Annotated in this window: 14 protein-coding genes and 1 pseudogene; 1 reads left to right on the forward strand and 14 read right to left on the reverse strand. The window is 62.2% G+C overall.

Annotated elements, in window-relative coordinates:
* The 9 genes and pseudogenes from mads4 to E4Q08_RS07710 form a co-directional block, all read right to left on the reverse strand.
* Positions 1-660 (reverse strand): methylation-associated defense system protein MAD4, encoded by a 660-nt coding sequence (gene mads4, locus E4Q08_RS07670; protein WP_034910899.1) that lies wholly within the window; start codon positions 658-660, stop codon positions 1-3.
* On the reverse strand, positions 657-2,003 hold the full coding sequence (gene mads3, locus E4Q08_RS25680) for a methylation-associated defense system AAA family ATPase MAD3 (RefSeq protein WP_169069936.1): 1,347 nt from the start codon (positions 2,001-2,003) through the stop codon (positions 657-659). Before mads3 ends, mads4 begins: the two co-directional genes overlap by 4 nt.
* Positions 2,000-4,013, reverse strand: a pseudogene (gene mads2, locus E4Q08_RS07680) (methylation-associated defense system DNA methyltransferase MAD2). The gene mads3 and the pseudogene mads2 overlap by 4 nt, the downstream one beginning before the upstream one ends.
* A 34-nt stretch (positions 4,014-4,047) precedes the next feature.
* The gene (locus E4Q08_RS07685; RefSeq protein WP_169069937.1) at positions 4,048-4,203 is read right to left on the reverse strand and encodes a hypothetical protein; all 156 of its coding nucleotides are present in this window, start codon (positions 4,201-4,203) and stop codon (positions 4,048-4,050) included.
* Positions 4,204-4,240: 37 nt separating this feature from the next.
* Entirely contained in the window at positions 4,241-4,861 is a 621-nt protein-coding gene (locus E4Q08_RS07690; RefSeq protein ID WP_034910788.1) for a LysE family translocator, read from the reverse strand.
* A gap of 21 nt (positions 4,862-4,882) precedes the next feature.
* Entirely contained in the window at positions 4,883-5,377 is a 495-nt protein-coding gene (locus tag E4Q08_RS07695; protein ID WP_034910786.1) for an HD domain-containing protein, read from the reverse strand.
* Between the two features lie 12 nt (positions 5,378-5,389).
* Positions 5,390-6,385, reverse strand: a complete 996-nt coding sequence (locus E4Q08_RS07700; RefSeq protein ID WP_169069938.1) for a sterol desaturase family protein — start codon at positions 6,383-6,385, stop codon at positions 5,390-5,392.
* A complete protein-coding gene (locus tag E4Q08_RS07705; protein ID WP_169069939.1) occupies positions 6,382-7,131 on the reverse strand; it encodes a polysaccharide deacetylase family protein in 750 nt (249 codons plus the stop codon). Before E4Q08_RS07705 ends, E4Q08_RS07700 begins: the two co-directional genes overlap by 4 nt.
* The gene (locus E4Q08_RS07710; RefSeq protein ID WP_169069940.1) at positions 7,128-8,114 is read right to left on the reverse strand and encodes a YncE family protein; all 987 of its coding nucleotides are present in this window, start codon (positions 8,112-8,114) and stop codon (positions 7,128-7,130) included. Before E4Q08_RS07710 ends, E4Q08_RS07705 begins: the two co-directional genes overlap by 4 nt.
* Positions 8,115-8,517: 403 nt before the next feature.
* On the opposite strand from E4Q08_RS07710, the gene E4Q08_RS07715 reads away from it, so the two are divergent.
* Positions 8,518-10,479: an alpha-amylase family glycosyl hydrolase gene (locus E4Q08_RS07715; protein ID WP_169069941.1), complete on the forward strand. Its 1,962-nt coding sequence runs from the start codon at positions 8,518-8,520 to the stop codon at positions 10,477-10,479.
* A gap of 153 nt (positions 10,480-10,632) precedes the next feature.
* Here the strand turns inward: E4Q08_RS07715 and gloA are convergent, their stop codons facing one another.
* The 5 genes from gloA to glyS are packed head-to-tail and all read right to left on the reverse strand — an operon-like array spanning position 10,633 to position 14,891.
* Positions 10,633-11,019 (reverse strand): lactoylglutathione lyase, encoded by a 387-nt coding sequence (gloA, locus tag E4Q08_RS07720; protein WP_169069942.1) that lies wholly within the window; start codon positions 11,017-11,019, stop codon positions 10,633-10,635.
* Positions 11,020-11,028: 9 nt separating this feature from the next.
* Entirely contained in the window at positions 11,029-11,559 is a 531-nt protein-coding gene (locus E4Q08_RS07725) for a M48 family metallopeptidase (RefSeq protein WP_169069943.1), read from the reverse strand.
* Positions 11,543-12,286, reverse strand: a complete 744-nt coding sequence (locus tag E4Q08_RS07730) for a lysophospholipid acyltransferase family protein (RefSeq protein WP_034917166.1) — start codon at positions 12,284-12,286, stop codon at positions 11,543-11,545. Before E4Q08_RS07730 ends, E4Q08_RS07725 begins: the two co-directional genes overlap by 17 nt.
* Positions 12,286-12,822: a D-glycero-beta-D-manno-heptose 1,7-bisphosphate 7-phosphatase gene (gene gmhB, locus E4Q08_RS07735; RefSeq protein ID WP_169069944.1), complete on the reverse strand. Its 537-nt coding sequence runs from the start codon at positions 12,820-12,822 to the stop codon at positions 12,286-12,288. Before gmhB ends, E4Q08_RS07730 begins: the two co-directional genes overlap by 1 nt.
* Positions 12,819-14,891 carry a glycine--tRNA ligase subunit beta gene (gene glyS / locus E4Q08_RS07740; protein WP_169069945.1) on the reverse strand — a complete coding sequence of 691 codons (2,073 nt, stop codon included), beginning with the start codon at positions 14,889-14,891 and terminating at the stop codon, positions 12,819-12,821. The genes gmhB and glyS overlap by 4 nt, the downstream gene beginning before the upstream one ends.
* Position 14,892 lies beyond the last annotated feature (1 nt).

Genomic DNA, 14,892 nt, shown 5'->3' on the forward strand with positions numbered 1-14,892 from the left:
TCATGTAGGCACCTCAGCCGGAAACCATTCCTGCAACGCAGCATTCAGCTCCATGAAAGCGACATCGGTACAGCCTTTGATCGAGATCCGCCGGGCGATCTCTTCATAGATCGCTGAAGAGCGCGGTCGGCGCGTTTGCCGCAGCACCCATTCCGCGGCCTCCTTTGGCCGCCGGGGCTTGGCCTCGTCTGCGAGCCAGAATCCTTGCTGCGCAAGCACGGTGCGCAGACCGGACTCGCCACGGTAGCGCAGGGCGTCGGCAACCAGCGGATTGTCCTGCCAGAGCCAGTTCTCGAGTTCCGGCTCGATGGCAATCACCTTGATAGCACTGGCTTGCCAACCGCTGCTGACCAGTCGGCCGCTGACGTCATCGACGATGGCCTGCTTGCCGGGTGACCCATCCCATTCGCAATCGAGCGCAACCAGCACACGTTCGTGGGTATTCAGGTAGGGTCGCAGCAGTTCATGGGCGCGCAGGTAGACGCCGGGATCGTTCCCCCCTTCGTCCACCAGCAGATCGCCACCCACATCGGGATTGAAGTCGAAAGGGGCACAGCCCAGACTGCGGTGCCACTGGTCTCGGGTGAGGTAGCCGCGGAAGGCTGCAGCCATGTTGCTGTCGGCGACCAGAATGACGCAGGGCCGTTTGTGGTCGCTCATCCGAGCACCCCGGCCGCGAACAGGCTGCCGAGGTCGATACCGCCACGCCATTCCCTGAGACGCGGGTGATCGCTGCCGGCGACCATCTCCACTCCACCCGCGCTGGCCAGCCGCGCGCACAGCAACTGGTCGATCTTGGTGCTGGCCAGCACCACCGGAGAGTGTGAAGATATCCACACCTGACTGTCGTACATCGACGAGAGCGACTGCAACACCGCATCGATCGCATAGGGGTGGAGGCCGTTCTCGGGTTCCTCCGTCACCAGGATGACAGGTTGCCTGGCGAGGTAGGGCAGCAGCGTTAACGCCAGGATACGCAGGGTTCCGTCGGACAGTCCGGAGGACGACACGCTGTAGCCGCCACGGTAGGTCAGCACGAAATAAGCGTGGTGATCGTCTTCGCGCTCACGTACGTCGATGTCGACAACCTGCGGCAAGGCGGTTCGCACGTGATCAATCCAGTCCGCGTAGCTCTCGCTGCGATAGTCGGCTGCCGCAGATCCGCCGGCGCCCTGGCGCTTGAGGTCGAACGCCAGCCACGGGATATTGCGGCCGCTGGGAATGACGGTTCGCGGCTGACCAGGCGGGCTAGCCTGCCGCATTTCAGCCCAATTGGGGTCGAGAAAAACCGCGCCTCCGGTCAGCAGCTCGTAGAGCCAGCGCGCTGCCGGGTATTCGCTGCTCGACTCATACAGAACACGCGGCAAGGCCAATACCGTGGATGGGAGATCAATCTTGCCCGAACCTCCTTGCCGTCGTTTTGGCGATTCCGGACTGATTTCGGTGCCCGATATGCTGTCGCGCTTCAGTACCGTCAACCAGTTCCTGTTATGTTCGGCCTGTGCACCATGCAGTTCGACAGCCGCGCGCTCAGGGGCGAAAGCCTTCGGAAACAGGAATAGATACTCGTTGCGAACGTGCAGCGGCCCACCATCAGCCAGCTCGAAGCTGATTTCGTAGCGCAGGTGAGTGGGCCAGCGTTGTTCATTTGAACTGAACGCTTCGCGCGCTCTCTGGTTTTTCAGGCGGGCTATGGCGCCATTGCGAACATCGTTGGCGACGCCTTCCGGAAGAGCAGCCTCGAGAGCCAGAGAGAAGCGGGTACCGCGCCGGGCAAAAAGAATCTCGCGCAGATCCCCCGTGCGAGGCAGAAAGTCCGGCCGCTTGTCACTGAAGGCGGAGCCGACCGTCGTCGCGCGCAACAAATCACCGAACAACACCGGCAGATCGAGCAGCGTGGTCTTGCCCGCTCCGTTGGCACCAACGATGACCTGAAAATTACTCAGATCAATCGCCAGCCGCTCGAAGCAGCGGTAGCGGATCGCTTCCAGCCGCGTGATCACTGCCCGGGCTCCGGATGCCTGGCGCGGAATTCCGCGTAGGCGGCGGCAATGTCCGGCAGGTCATCGTCGAGGATGCGCTCCTTGCGGTGCAGGGTGCGCACTTCCAGCCTGCCGCCGATGCGCACCTTCTCTTCATAGGTCTTGTCGACGAGGATCTCTTCGCCGTCTGGTCGGCGCTTGTAGAGCACATTGCCTCGGCGGTCGAAACCGACTTTCTCGGCAACGGCCATGAATACGGGGTAATCCTGCTTCTTGCCCAGATCGCTGGCCTGAATCTCCTGCGTGGGCTTCTTCTTGAGGAACAGCAGGCTGGTGAGGATATTGACGTTGGCTTCGACGATGAAGGACTCGACCGGCAGGTCGATGCTGGCGAGCACCCAGCAATGACGCAGAATCCAGTAGCGGATGTACTCGTCACCGGGGTTGCCGAGAATGCCGTCCGGCAAAACGATGCCCATGCGGCCGCCCGGCCGCAGCCACTGCACGCAACGCTCGATGAACAGCACCTCGGGTGAAACGGCGGGCTTGATCGCCTGGGTCATGACGAAGCCATCGCCCTGGCGTACCCAGCGGCGGGCGAGTTCATACTGCTCGAGAATGGTTCGCTCGGTCACCGGGATGTCCGAACCGAAGGGTGGATTGGTGGCGATGACGTCCACGCTTCCGAGGCGAAGCGTGTCATTCGCCGCTTTGACGCCCGGCAGGTGACCGACGGGAAATTCGAGCGAGTTCATGTGGTACAGGTGGCCAAGCGAATTGCCGGCCATCATCACGTTCATCTGCGCGGCACGAACGAGGAAGGGATCGAAGTCCGAACCGAAGAGCTTGTTGGCGGCGAAATCGGCCAGACGGTCGCGCAGCGAAATGAATTCCTGGGTATCCTCGTCGCCGGGCCTGACGTTTTTTTTCGTCGTGAAAAACCTTGTTGAGATAGTTGAGTGTCTCGACCAGAAAACCACCCGTGCCGCAAGCCGGGTCCAGTAACCGTTCGCTTTCCTTCGGGGCAAGCATCTGGATGACCAGCCGAATCGCGCCGCGCGGCGTGAAGTACTGACCACGATCGCCGCGCAGATTGGTACCGACGATCTCCTGGTAGGCCGCACCTTTGGCATCGACATCGGTGCGCGCAAAGTCGTAGCGTGAGAGTTCGGAAACGATGAACGCCAGTGCCCGGTCAGACAGGGTGATTTCTTCGTTACCTTTGAAGAGGTCCGGGTAGGCACGCTTCACCGCTTCAAAAAGGGGCACGATACGGAGGCGGATTTCCTTCTGCCCTTCGGGACTGAACGGTTCGTAGGGGCCGGCCCAGAAGACACGCTGCTCGCCGAGACGACGCTCGTCGTACATCTTGCAGAAGATGAGGTAGAGGAACTGCCAGAAGGCGGCGTCCTTGGGCATGCCCTCGTTGCCATGGATGTAGTTGTGGCAACGACGGAAAGCCGTGCGCAGCATGACCGGATCGGCCCGCCGCATCCTGGCGAGCGACGCGCCTTCACGGGTACCAATGGTCTCGTCGCCCATCGGCCAGTCGGCGATGGGTTTGAAGCGGGTATCGAAGCGAGTGACTTCCTTGCGGAAAAAGAAGAACTCCAGCCCGTTGGTCCACAGTCCGTACTCGCAAGTCTCGACCTCGGCCATGACCGCTTCAAGCAGTTGGAATTCCTTGCGCGCCTCGTCCGGGTCACGCATGCGATAGGCACCCTTGGTGCCCACCTTGGGCTCCTTGTCCACGGCAACAGCACGATAGAGATTCTGGTCCTCGTGCGGGGTGCCGGGACGGAAGATGGCGATGTCGATTCTCTTGTTTCGCCCCGCGACTTTCACGCCGTAGTCCGGCTCCATGTCCTCGGCAGCAATGCCATATTCATGGATGATGGCGCGCGCAATGCGCTGCCGCACACGCTCTCTTTCGCTGTCCTTGACAGGATTGCCGGTGATGTAGTCGAAGACCTTGCCTTCTTCCAGCGCGCTGTCTTCCGTCTCTTGCTCCGCCTGAGCAAGATCGCTCATCTCCTCGCCCTGTTCGGAGCTTGCTGCCTTGACCCTAGCCACTGGAACCCTCCCTGTTTTCAAAATCGTCGCTACTGGCCGCTGCGCCACCCGCGCGCACCCAGGCATCGACATCCTGTTTCTTGAACGGCATGTAGTGCAGCATACTGCGCGAGCAGTCGGCAAGGGAGGATCCGGTAATCGATGACACGCCCTAGCTCTTGGGGCTTGTTGTGGCGTAGCCTGTGTCAGCGATTGTCGAGTGCCAGTTTGACACTGAAACCGAGCAGGGCCGAGCCCGCCAGACGGGTCGCCAGCGTGCGCAGCAGCGGCAGCGTCCTCAGTCTGCGCGCGACCGCGTTGCCAAGCAGCACCAGGCCGGCCTGGTAGAGAAAGCTGAGGAGGGTCACGTGCGCGATCATCACGCCAAGCGTCAGGGCGGAGGCGTCGGCGCGCAGAAAGAGGGGGAAGAAGGCCACGAAGAAGAGCATCACCTTCGGGTTGGTGAGACTGACCGCAAAGGCTTGCCGGAAATACACCCAGGCGCTTTTTCTGGCCTCCTGGTCGCCATTGCCACTGGCAAGCGGTCTTCGCAACAGTTGCAGCCCCATCCAGCCCAGATAAGCGGCACCGAACCACTGCAGGCCCTGCAAAAGGGCAGGGTTTGCCTTCATCACGGCGGCCAGGCCGACAATTGCCGCGACCATATACCCCATGTCGCCGAGCAGTGTGCCGAGGACGGCGCCGATGCCGGCGGCGATGCCGTTGCGTGCAGTGGCGTTGAGAATGGCCAGCGTGCCGGGACCGGGAATCAACTGGAAGACGAGAATCGCGGCGACGAAGCTCGCGTAGTTCTGGATTTCAAACACCGCTTGCTCTCCCGGCGATCATCAGGGCGATACCTGCAGCAAGGCGTCGAGTTCCATCCACAGTGACTCACAGAGGCCGTCACGGTAGGCGGCTTGCCGGAAGCATGGGTGCTCGCTGCGGTAGACCTCCCACAGGCGGCGCCTCTGATCGGCGACACAGCACCTGACGTTGGCCAGGCGGTCGGCAGCCTTGACTACCAGGGCCAGTTCGGTGGCTCCGCTGACCTTTGCCAGTCTGGCGTAGGTGACCGCCTTGCGCTCGGCACGGCTGGCACCGGGAGAATCGGTCAGCAGGCTGACACAGTCGGCAATCAGTGGTCCAAAGCGCTCGCGTATATCGCTTTCGCTGACCCCGGTATCCTCGACGACGTCGTGTAGATAGCCGACGATCTGTGCTTCGGCGCCATAGGGCGACAACAGGCCGACGACCGCTTCGAGATGGAAGGCGTATGGCCGGTCGCCGTACATCTGGCTGCCGTGCGCTGTCAGCGCAAAAGAGCGAGCTTCATCGAGCATGGAAGGTCTTCATCATTGGCTTTGGCGTTGGCGTTCTTCGCCATGATTGTTTTCCGGGAGAAACGTCGCCGCGAGGGCGCAAAGTCCTTCCCACTGCTGTTGCCAGAAGCCACTCCGCGCGGCCGATTCCGGCAGTGGCCCCTGCCTGAGGCCGCAGGGCGGCATCGTCTGGCCACGATACTGGGTACCGAAGAGTTGATCCCAGATCGGCAGGAGGATCGCGAAATTGCAGCCAAAGCGGTACTGCCGGCCGGCAGGAAGGTCGATGGCATGGTGCCAGCGATGGTAGCGCGGGCTGACCAGCAGGAGTTCGCCAATGCGGCCGAAGGACAGCCGGGCATTGACGTGCGAGAGGTTTTCGATGGTCTTGACGACGATCAGCAGGCCAATGAAGTGGCCTGGCGGGACGCCGACCAGGAGCGCGACGATGGCGAACCAGCAACCGCCAACCAGGTCGTCGAGGAGATGGTTGCGGCTGTCCGTCCATAGCGTCATCTGGCGCTGGCTGTGGTGGATCGCGTGCAGCGCCCACCACCAGCGGAAGGTGTGTGAGAGGCGATGGCGCCAGTACTCGGTAAAGTCCAGGATGCACAGATAGACCAGGAAACTGAGCAATGGCCGGGCTTCCAGCATCGGGAACCAATCCTCGAGTTGCGGCGGAATGATGTCGTTGAAGCGCAGCCAGCGTTCGAGGTCGGCGAACAGGGGTGCCAGCAGGGCGAAAATGAGCAGCGGAATGATTCCCAGCCGGTCGAGGAAGGAATACAGCACGTCTACCCGCACCGCCTTGCGATCCGGCCAGACCTCGATCGGTCGCAACGCCTCCAGGGGTCGCAGCAGCAGGAAAGCGACGGTGATCTGCAATACCCCGCAGAGGAAGAACTCGATGCCGTCGAAAGCCATTTCCAGATAGCTGCCCATTCCCGTGGCCAGCAGCACGGGTTGCAGCAGATGCGCCAATAGCCAGCCCTGCAGATCGACGAACGCTTCAATGCAGGCGTTGATCATGGTGCCCGTCGCGTGGCAAAACAGAAGCCCTTGTTCTTGAGGCCGGAGATCAAAGGGTCCAGCATTGGCGCAAAGGGATCCTTGCGAGACCAGATACCGAGGTGGGCCATGACGATGTCGCCATCCTTGAGACGGTCGAGGGCGCGCTGCAGCAACACCGGGTTGGGGTAGGTGTCGGAAGGCAGTTCGTCACCGAGAAAACCCGCCGGCGCCCAGCCGACATGCTGGTAGCCACAGGCCTGCGCCGCAGCCAGGGTGTTCGGTGTGGTGCGGCCTCCCGGAGCGCGCCAGAGGGGATCGAGCCGACGACCGGTGAGTTCCTGGAAACGCACGTCGGAACGCTGCAACTCCTCGCAAACGGCGCGCGCGTCCAGGATCTCGGTGTGGCCATCCGGCAGCCGGTAGCGTACCTGCTGGCCGCTGTCGCTGCGAAAACTACCGTGCCGCCAGGTATGGCTGCCGAAGGCATGGCCTTCGGCGACGCGCGCCCGCCAGTAGGAAGCCCAACTGGCATCGAGGGCGTGATCGCCACGGCTGGTTTCTTCCTGCGCCAGAAAGAAGGTCGCCTTGACCCCGTGCCTGGCCAGGGTATCGGCAATCGATTCGGCATGGCGCATGTTGCCGGTGTCGAAGGTCAGGTAGAGCGTTCCTTTGCAGGCGGCAGCGGCGTGCGCGTCAGGAATGGCCAGCGCCGGCAGGGTCGACGTCAGCAGGGCCAGGAGCAGGTGTTGAAGCTCAGGTTTCATCTGAGGCCGGCATGGTTGACGAAAAATACGCCGTGCGGCGAACTGCCGACGCTGATCGAATGTTTGATTTTCTTGGTGACCAGGTCGAGGACCTGCACCTTGCGGGCAAAGCGTGCCGTCGTCCAGAGTTCCTTGCCGTCGGCGCGCACGATCATGTCGTCCGGTCCACCAGGGACCTCGTATTTTTCCACCACCGTCATCGTCTGCGTATCGAGCAGCGCAATGCTGCCATCGAGCGTACGGTTGGAAACGTAGAAATGGCGTCCATCGCCCTTGGGCTGCAGATTGTGGGCCGCGGTGCCGGTAGGAATCTTCATGACGCTCTTGCGAGTGCGCCATTCGATGACCTCGACGACGCCTGCACCCATGCAGGCTACCAGGAGATTGCGATTGTCGGGTGACATCACGATCCCGGCCGGTGTTGCGGAAACCGGGATCACCCAGGCGACGGTCTGCGTGCCCAGACTGATGGCCATGATCTCATTGGAGTCCTGGAGGGTCACGAAGACGAACTGGCTGTTATCGTCAAAAGCCATGTGCGATGGTGTTTTCGGCGCGGGCAGGCGGGCGATCAGCCGGAAGTCGCTGGGGTCATAGAGATCGACGCGGTCGAGGCGCAAGGAAGTGGCGACGAACCATTTGCGGTTCGGCGAAAAGCCCAGTTGATAGGGGTCCGAAATGTTGCGGATGCGTTTCTGCTCCTGACCAGTGTTCGGATCGAAGAATACCAGTTGGTTGGAAGCCGCACAGGCAACGATCAACGACTTGTCGTCGGGCGTCGGCATCAGGTGGTGCGGCTCCTTGCAGACGGGCACCTTGCCAGTGACCTGATAGGTTTCGCTATCGATCAGGCTGAGCGTGCCTTCCGCCGAATTGAGGGCGATCGCCAGCCCGGCGTGTGCGGCGACCACCGGGCACAGCAGTGGAACGATGAGTAGCCATCCGGCAAGGTGGCGGAGGTAGCTTGCGAAGCAGGGGATCATCACGTGCGCAAAGAGAAAAAAGGATTTCGCCAAGTATAAGGCCCTTCGCCCTCGTCCAGACAATGTGCACGAGGCATTGTGGCGGATGTCCGGGCGACCCGGCCGGCATCGGCGCACGCACAACACGCATTCGATCATCGTGGCGCCTGGCCGGCGGCCAGGCGGGAGCAGCCGAAGTGACTCGCCATTTTCCCTTGAAAACATGTCAAGTATGCTATTTAATGAGAAATGTAAGTGGCTTCGGCATCATCGCCATACCGGCTCAGCCCATATGGTGCGTCATCCCGGCCTGGTTGGCGAGGCGACACGGAACTGGCCACACTGATCGGGGGGGCAAGCCGGTGCCTCTTCGTTGTTCGTCCATTTCGTCCATTTCGTCCATTCGTCCATGGAGGTCTACATCATGCAATTCGCCAAGCAGGCTCTCAAGAGTCCGCGGCCAGCCAGTATCCGCCGCAATGTCAAGCTGCCGCGTCGGCAGCACTATTTTCCATCACCGACAGACTGGCGAGACCAGGTGCTGTATTTTCTGTTGGTAGACCGTTTCAGCGACGCTGCCGAAGGGACGCGCCCCTTGCTCGACCGAAACAATCTCGCCGCTGCCCGGACTGCCCTGCCCAATGGTCAGGCGTGGCGCTGGGATCGCTGGGCGGCGTCGGGTGCCGATCGCTGGCAGGGCGGAACCCTGTCGGGCGTGCGCTCCAAGCTGGCATACCTGAAACGGCTTGGCGTGACGGCGCTGTGGCTGAGTCCGGTGTTCAAGCAGCGCGGGCATCTCGACAGCTATCATGGCTACGGTGTCCAGGACTTCCTCGATGTCGATCCGCGCTTCGGCAGTCGCGCCGATCTGCTTGCCTTGGTGGGGGAAGCGCACCAGGCCGGACTCCGGGTCATCTTCGACATCATTTTCAATCACTCGGGTTCCAACTGGGTTTATCCTGAGGGTACACCGGGTGGCACCTCGACGCCTTACTATACCCAGGGGCGTTACGCCTTCGGTGCATGGCTCGGCGACCAGGGACAGACGGTCGGCGCCATCGCCGGTCCCGAAGACGGTATCTGGCCGAGCGAACTACAGGACCCGGAGTACTACACGCGCGCCGGCAGCGGCAGCCTTGGTGCCGGCGACATCAACGACCCGATTGCCGAGCACAAACGCAGCGATTTCATCACGCTGCGGGATTTCAACCAGACCACGGCGCTGGGCGACCTGGCGCAGTGTTACAAGTACTGGATCGCGCTGAGCGACTGCGATGGCTTTCGGATCGACACGCTGAAGCACGTTTCGCTTGAAGACGCGCGCAACTTCTGCGGCGCGATCAAGGAATTCGCCAGCAACCTCGGCAAGGACGATTTCTTCCTCGTCGGTGAGGTGGCGGGTGGCGACTACGCCGAAGATCGCTATCTGGACGTTCTTGACCGCAACCTGAATGCCGCGCTCGACATTGGCGAGATGCGCCCGACGTTGAATGGCGTTGCCAAGGGCCTGGTGCACCCGCATGCCTACTTCGACGGTTTCAACCCGGGTTCTGCGGGCATGGGTTCGCACCGCAATCTCGGCAGCCGGCATGTTTCGATCCTCGACGACCATGACCATGTGTTTGGTCAGAAACTGCGTTTTTCGAGCGAGGCAGCATCGCAGCAGCAGATCGCTGCCGGCGTGGCCATGCAGGCCTTCACGCTGGGTATCCCGTGTGTCTATTACGGGACCGAGCAGAGCCTGGCAGGGCCGGAGCCGGCAGAGCGTTTCTGGCTGCCGGAGTGGAAGGGTTCGGATCGTTATCTCCGCGAAGCCATGTTCGGTCCGGTGCATCCGCTCCGGAGCGGGCGAGCCGGCCTGGAGTCTACTCAGGATCCGGATCTGCCTGGTTTTGGCCCGTTCGGAACCGCCGGCCATCACTGCTTCGACGAACAGAGCCCGGCCTTCATCCGCATTGCCGCGATCCATACGGTACGCGCGCAGTACCCGTGCCTGCGGCACGGTCGCCAGTACCTGCGCCCGATCTCCCTGTTCGGACGAGCCTTCGACGTCTACGGGCCGGGCGAGCTGATCGCCTGGTCGCGCATCCTTGATGACGAAGAGCTGCTGTGCGTGGTCAATGGCCATGGTACCGACGCACGTGGCGCCGACGTCCTGGTGGACAGCTCGCTCAGCCCGCCCGGGTCGGTGCTGACGGTGGTGCTGAACACCGCTCAGGCGGGCAGCGCGGCTGCGTATGCCGGACCGCATGCAGTGGGTTCGAGTCTGGTGGTGAAGCGGACCGGCGGCGGCATTGCCTTTGTCGAGATACGCAATTTGCCGCCTTCCGAAGTCCTGGTACTGGCGAATCATCCGCAGCCAGAGGAAGGCGAGATATTGCCGTAAGCACTGGTCGGTCGGGTCAGGCCGGAGGCCGTGACCCGACCTGCCGGCTGGAAGCGGTCTGCTTACGCAATGCCGACCCAGTGGCTGACGCCTCTCGCTCCTCGACTTTCACGGCAATCCGTGGCCTCCCTGCGTCCGGCTGGGACAAGGGCTTCACACCTTCTTCTGGATCAGTTCGATCTTGTAGCCATCGGGATCCTCGACGAAAGCGATCACCGTCGTGCCATGTTTCATCGGGCCGGCTTCACGCACCACCTTGCCAGCACGCGCCTTGATCTGTTCACAGGCGGCGTAGGCGTCGGGAACTTCGATTGCCACATGCCCGAAGCCGTTGCCGATTTCGTACGACGAGGTGTCCCAGTTGTGCGTCAGTTCCAGGACCGCGCCCTCCGATTCCGGCCCGTAACCGACAAATGCCAGCGTGAAACGACCACTCGGGTAATCCTGGCGCCGCAACTCGCGCATCCCGAGGACTTCCGTGTAAAAGGCCAGCGAGCGATCGAGATCGCCGACCCGGAACATCGTATGCAGAATTCTCATGTCTTCTCCTCACCAGTATGGGCAATGCGTCGCGCAGCGCCTGAGTTCTGCGCGTGCGCTCCGGTAGTCGGGGTACAGCTCTGCGACGATCGACCAGAAACGTGCGCCGTGATTCATTTCGCGCAGATGTGCGAGTTCGTGGATCACCACGTAGTCGATCAACGGCGGCGCAAAGTGGATCAGCCGCCAGTTCAGGCGAATGCCGGTACGCCGGCTGCAACTGCCCCAGCGCGTGCGCGCCGCCGATAGCGAGAGCGCGGGCAGGTCGACACCAAGCTGTGGTGCGTAATGAGCGAGCCGTTCGACGAACAACGCCCGCGCTCGTTCACGCAGTGCTTTCTCGAGCAGCCGCGGCGCCTCGCTCGGCGAACGCAGGCACAGAGTCAGTGCCTGCCCGGCAGTCTGCAGGTTCCAGACGATGCGATTGGCGCCGAGCGCCAGGCGGATGCTGATCAAGCTCCCGAGCATTGGCAGTTGCATGCCATCGACGATGCCGTGCGACGTTTCGCCGGCCGGCGGCTGCTCAGGCGGCCACGGCATCGGCAGGCACTCTGTAGCGATGCGGCGACAGACGCCGCATTTCGGCCTCGATCCAGGCAGACGCCAGGGCGTTGATTTTCACTGCCGTCTTGCCGACAGGATCGATCGCTGGACCGATACTGATGGTGATCAAGCCGGGGGAAATGGCAAAGCTGCTTTTTTTCCAGATTTCGCCGGCGTTGTGTGCCACGGGAACGACCTTGGCCGAGCTGCGAACGGCGAGATGCGCACCACCGGGTTTGTAACGTTCCGTTTCTCCGGGGGCAACGCGCGTTCCTTCGGGGAAGATCACCACCCAGTAGCCGGCCGCGAGGCGTTCACGTCCCTGATCGAAGATCTGCTTGAGTGCATCCTTGGCTGCTGCCCGATCGATCGAGATCATCTTCATCGCCGCCAGTCCCCAGCCAAAGAAGGGTACTCGCAACAGTTCCTTCTTGAGCACGAAGACCAGCGGTGGAAAGACCTCCTGCAGGCCGACCGTTTCCCAGGCCGACTGATGTTTGGCGAGCACCACCGAAGGTTCGGCCGGGATGTTCTCGCGGCCGAGCACGCAGTAGCGGATACCGAGCACGTAGCGGCAGAGGGCCATGAAACCCTTTCGCCAGATCGCGATGATGCGGTAACGCGCCGACATGGGAAAAAATACCGCCAGCGAAACGAGCACCCCAAAGGGAATCGTCAACAGACTGAGCAGCAGGAGGAACAGCACTGTGCGAAAGGCCGCCATCACGAAATCAGGAGGTGGTTGGCTGCTGCGGCGAGATCAGGGAAGATCAGCGTACCTTCCGGAAGACCGCCTTCCGCGTGTGTCTGTGTTCCTTTGCCGGTCATCACCAGCAACGGTTTCGCCCCCACCGCGACGGCGGCCTGCAGGTCGCGCAGTGAATCGCCGATCGCCGGTACGCCCTCCAGACCGACGTTGAAGCATTTGGAAATCCGTTCGAACATGCCGGTTCTTGGTTTCCGGCAATTGCAGCCGGCATCGATCGGGTGCGGACAATAGAAAATCGCGTCGATGCGTCCGCCGGCAGCGTGTACGGCGCGGTGCATCTTGTCGTGGATGGCATTCAGCGTATCCATGTCGAACAGGCCGCGCCCAATGCCGGACTGGTTGGTCGCCACCACCACGCGGTAGCCGGCCTGATTGAATCTGGCAATGGCCTCGATGCTGCCAGGGATGGGACGCCATTCCGCCGGCGACTTGATGAACTGCTTCGAGTCGTAGTTGATGACGCCATCGCGGTCGAGAATCACGAGCTTCATACGGCCAGCTTGGAGATGTCGGCGACGGCATTGAGCTGGTCGAAAAGCGCTCTCAGGAGGCCCAGACGGTTGTTGCGCAGCAGCGGTTCGTGTACGTTCACCATCACTTCGTCGAAAAAGCGGTCGACTTCGCTGTGCACCGAGGCGAGGACCTTGAGCGCATCCGTATAGTCTTCGTTGGCGACATGCGACCTGAGCAGTGGCGCGATCAACAGCACACGCTCGAACAGGGCCTTCTCGGCGTCTTCCTCAAGCAAGGCGATGTCCGGCTCGGGCAGGCTTTGCTCGGCTTTCTTCAGGATGTTGCCGATGCGCTTGTTGGCAGCCGCCAGCGCCAGCGACTCGGGGAGGAGCAGGAACTCGCGCACCGCCGCCAGCTTGGCGGGCACCAGATCAATGCGCGTCGGTCTTTGCGCCAGCACCGCTTCGATGACGTCGGGCGCATGCCCGGCGTCCTTGAGCATGCCGCGCAGACGGTCATGGAGGAAGGCGAGCAAAGGTTCATCGACGGCGGCGAGCGGGATTCCCTGTTTGACCAGCTCCGCCTTTGAGTCCTTGATCAGTTCACCGAGGTCGAGCGGCAGCGGCGTCTCCATCAGGATGCGCAGTACCCCGAGGGCGGCGCGCCGCAGGCCGAAGGGGTCCTTGTCGCCGGTCGGTAGCTGCCCGATACCGAAGAAGCCGACCAGCGAATCGATCTTGTCGGCCAGCGCGGCGGCACAGGCAATGTTGCCTGCGGGCAGCGCGTCGCCGGCAAAGCGCGGTCGGTAATGCTGTTCGATGGCGTCGGCAACCACCGCCAGACCCCCTTCGTGCAGCAGGTAATAGCGGCCCATGATTCCCTGCAGTTCCGGGAATTCGCCAACCATGTCGGTCAACAGATCGATCTTGGCGAACAGCGCAGCCCGTTCGGCGAGATTGGCTTCGGCGCCGAGTCTTTCGGCAATGCTGCGGGCGATGCGCCCCATTCGCTGCGCACGGTCGCCGAGCGAGCCGAGCTTGTGATGATAGACCACCGAGCCCAGCGAGGTGACGCGGGCGGCAAAGCCGTTCTTGCGGTCCTGGTCGTAGAAGAAGCGGGCGTCCGAGAGGCGGGGGCGGACGACGCGCTCGTTGCCCCGGATGATGTTGGCCGGGTCACTGACCTGCATGTTGGAGACGATCAGGAATTTGTTGAGCAGCCTGCCTTTGCCATCGAGTAGCGGGAAGTATTTCTGGTTTTGCTGCATCGTCAGGATCAGACATTCCTGTGGCACTTCGAGGTATTCGGCTTCGAACTCGCCGACATAAACCACCGGCCACTCGACCAGCGACGTCACTTCGTCGAGCAGACCATCGGCCGGATGGATGCGGGCAGCTAGCTTGCCGGCGGCGGCGTCGAGCTGCGCGGCGATGCTTGCACGCCGCTCTGCAAATGACACGACGACCTTGCCCGCAGCCAGTCTGGCCACATACTCGTCAGGATGGTCGATGACGATCTCGCCGCTCGACAGGAAGCGGTGACCCCGTGTCGTCCGGCCACTGTGCAGCCCGAGGACTTCACCGGCAAGGACGCGCTTGCCGTGCAGGAGAATCAGTCCATGCACGGGGCGGACGAACTGGTGTTCGGAATCTCCCCAGCGCATCAGCTTCGGGATTGGCAGTTTCCGGAGCGACTGGGCAACGATGTCGGCCAGGTGCAGAGCGAGTTCCTCGCCCTTTTTCTCGCGCCGGGCAACGAAGTATTCGCCCTTGCTGTCAGTCGTCGTCGCGAGTTGGTCGAAACTCACGCCGGCCGCACGCATGAAGCCTTCGAGTGCCCGGGTCGGTTTGCCTGCGGCGTCCAGCGCACCGGCAACGCCGGGGCCTTTCTTTTCCAGTATGCGGTCGGGCTGCCGGGCGGCAATCCCGGTGATGGTCAGTGCCAGGCGGCGTGGGGTGGCGTAAGCGGTGCATACGCTGTCCGGGGCAGCGAACTCCTGTGCCTTGAGCGCAGAAAAAACCGCCTCGGCGAAGGCCTCGGACAGCGACTTGAGTGATTTCGGTGGCAGCTCTTCGCTGCGCAGCTCAATCAGGATGGTTTCGTTCATG

It is taken from the genome of Candidatus Accumulibacter contiguus, assembly GCF_012940005.1.
GTDB lineage: Bacteria > Pseudomonadota > Gammaproteobacteria > Burkholderiales > Rhodocyclaceae > Accumulibacter > Accumulibacter contiguus.

What these genes read in the sequence shown, in the direction of transcription:
- mads4 (WP_034910899.1), bottom strand. Translation starts at nt 660, where the DNA reads ATGAGCGACCACAAACGGCCCTGCGTCATTCTGGTCGCCGACAGCAAC.
- E4Q08_RS07695 (WP_034910786.1), bottom strand. Translation starts at nt 5,377, where the DNA reads ATGCTCGATGAAGCTCGCTCTTTTGCGCTGACAGCGCACGGCAGCCAG.
- E4Q08_RS07700 (WP_169069938.1), bottom strand. Translation starts at nt 6,385, where the DNA reads ATGATCAACGCCTGCATTGAAGCGTTCGTCGATCTGCAGGGCTGGCTA.
- E4Q08_RS07705 (WP_169069939.1), bottom strand. Translation starts at nt 7,131, where the DNA reads ATGAAACCTGAGCTTCAACACCTGCTCCTGGCCCTGCTGACGTCGACC.
- E4Q08_RS07710 (WP_169069940.1), bottom strand. Translation starts at nt 8,114, where the DNA reads ATGATCCCCTGCTTCGCAAGCTACCTCCGCCACCTTGCCGGATGGCTA.
- E4Q08_RS07715 (WP_169069941.1), top strand. Translation starts at nt 8,518, where the DNA reads ATGCAATTCGCCAAGCAGGCTCTCAAGAGTCCGCGGCCAGCCAGTATC.
- gloA (WP_169069942.1), bottom strand. Translation starts at nt 11,019, where the DNA reads ATGAGAATTCTGCATACGATGTTCCGGGTCGGCGATCTCGATCGCTCG.
- E4Q08_RS07725 (WP_169069943.1), bottom strand. Translation starts at nt 11,559, where the DNA reads ATGCCGTGGCCGCCTGAGCAGCCGCCGGCCGGCGAAACGTCGCACGGC.
- E4Q08_RS07730 (WP_034917166.1), bottom strand. Translation starts at nt 12,286, where the DNA reads ATGGCGGCCTTTCGCACAGTGCTGTTCCTCCTGCTGCTCAGTCTGTTG.
- gmhB (WP_169069944.1), bottom strand. Translation starts at nt 12,822, where the DNA reads ATGAAGCTCGTGATTCTCGACCGCGATGGCGTCATCAACTACGACTCG.
- glyS (WP_169069945.1), bottom strand. Translation starts at nt 14,891, where the DNA reads ATGAACGAAACCATCCTGATTGAGCTGCGCAGCGAAGAGCTGCCACCG.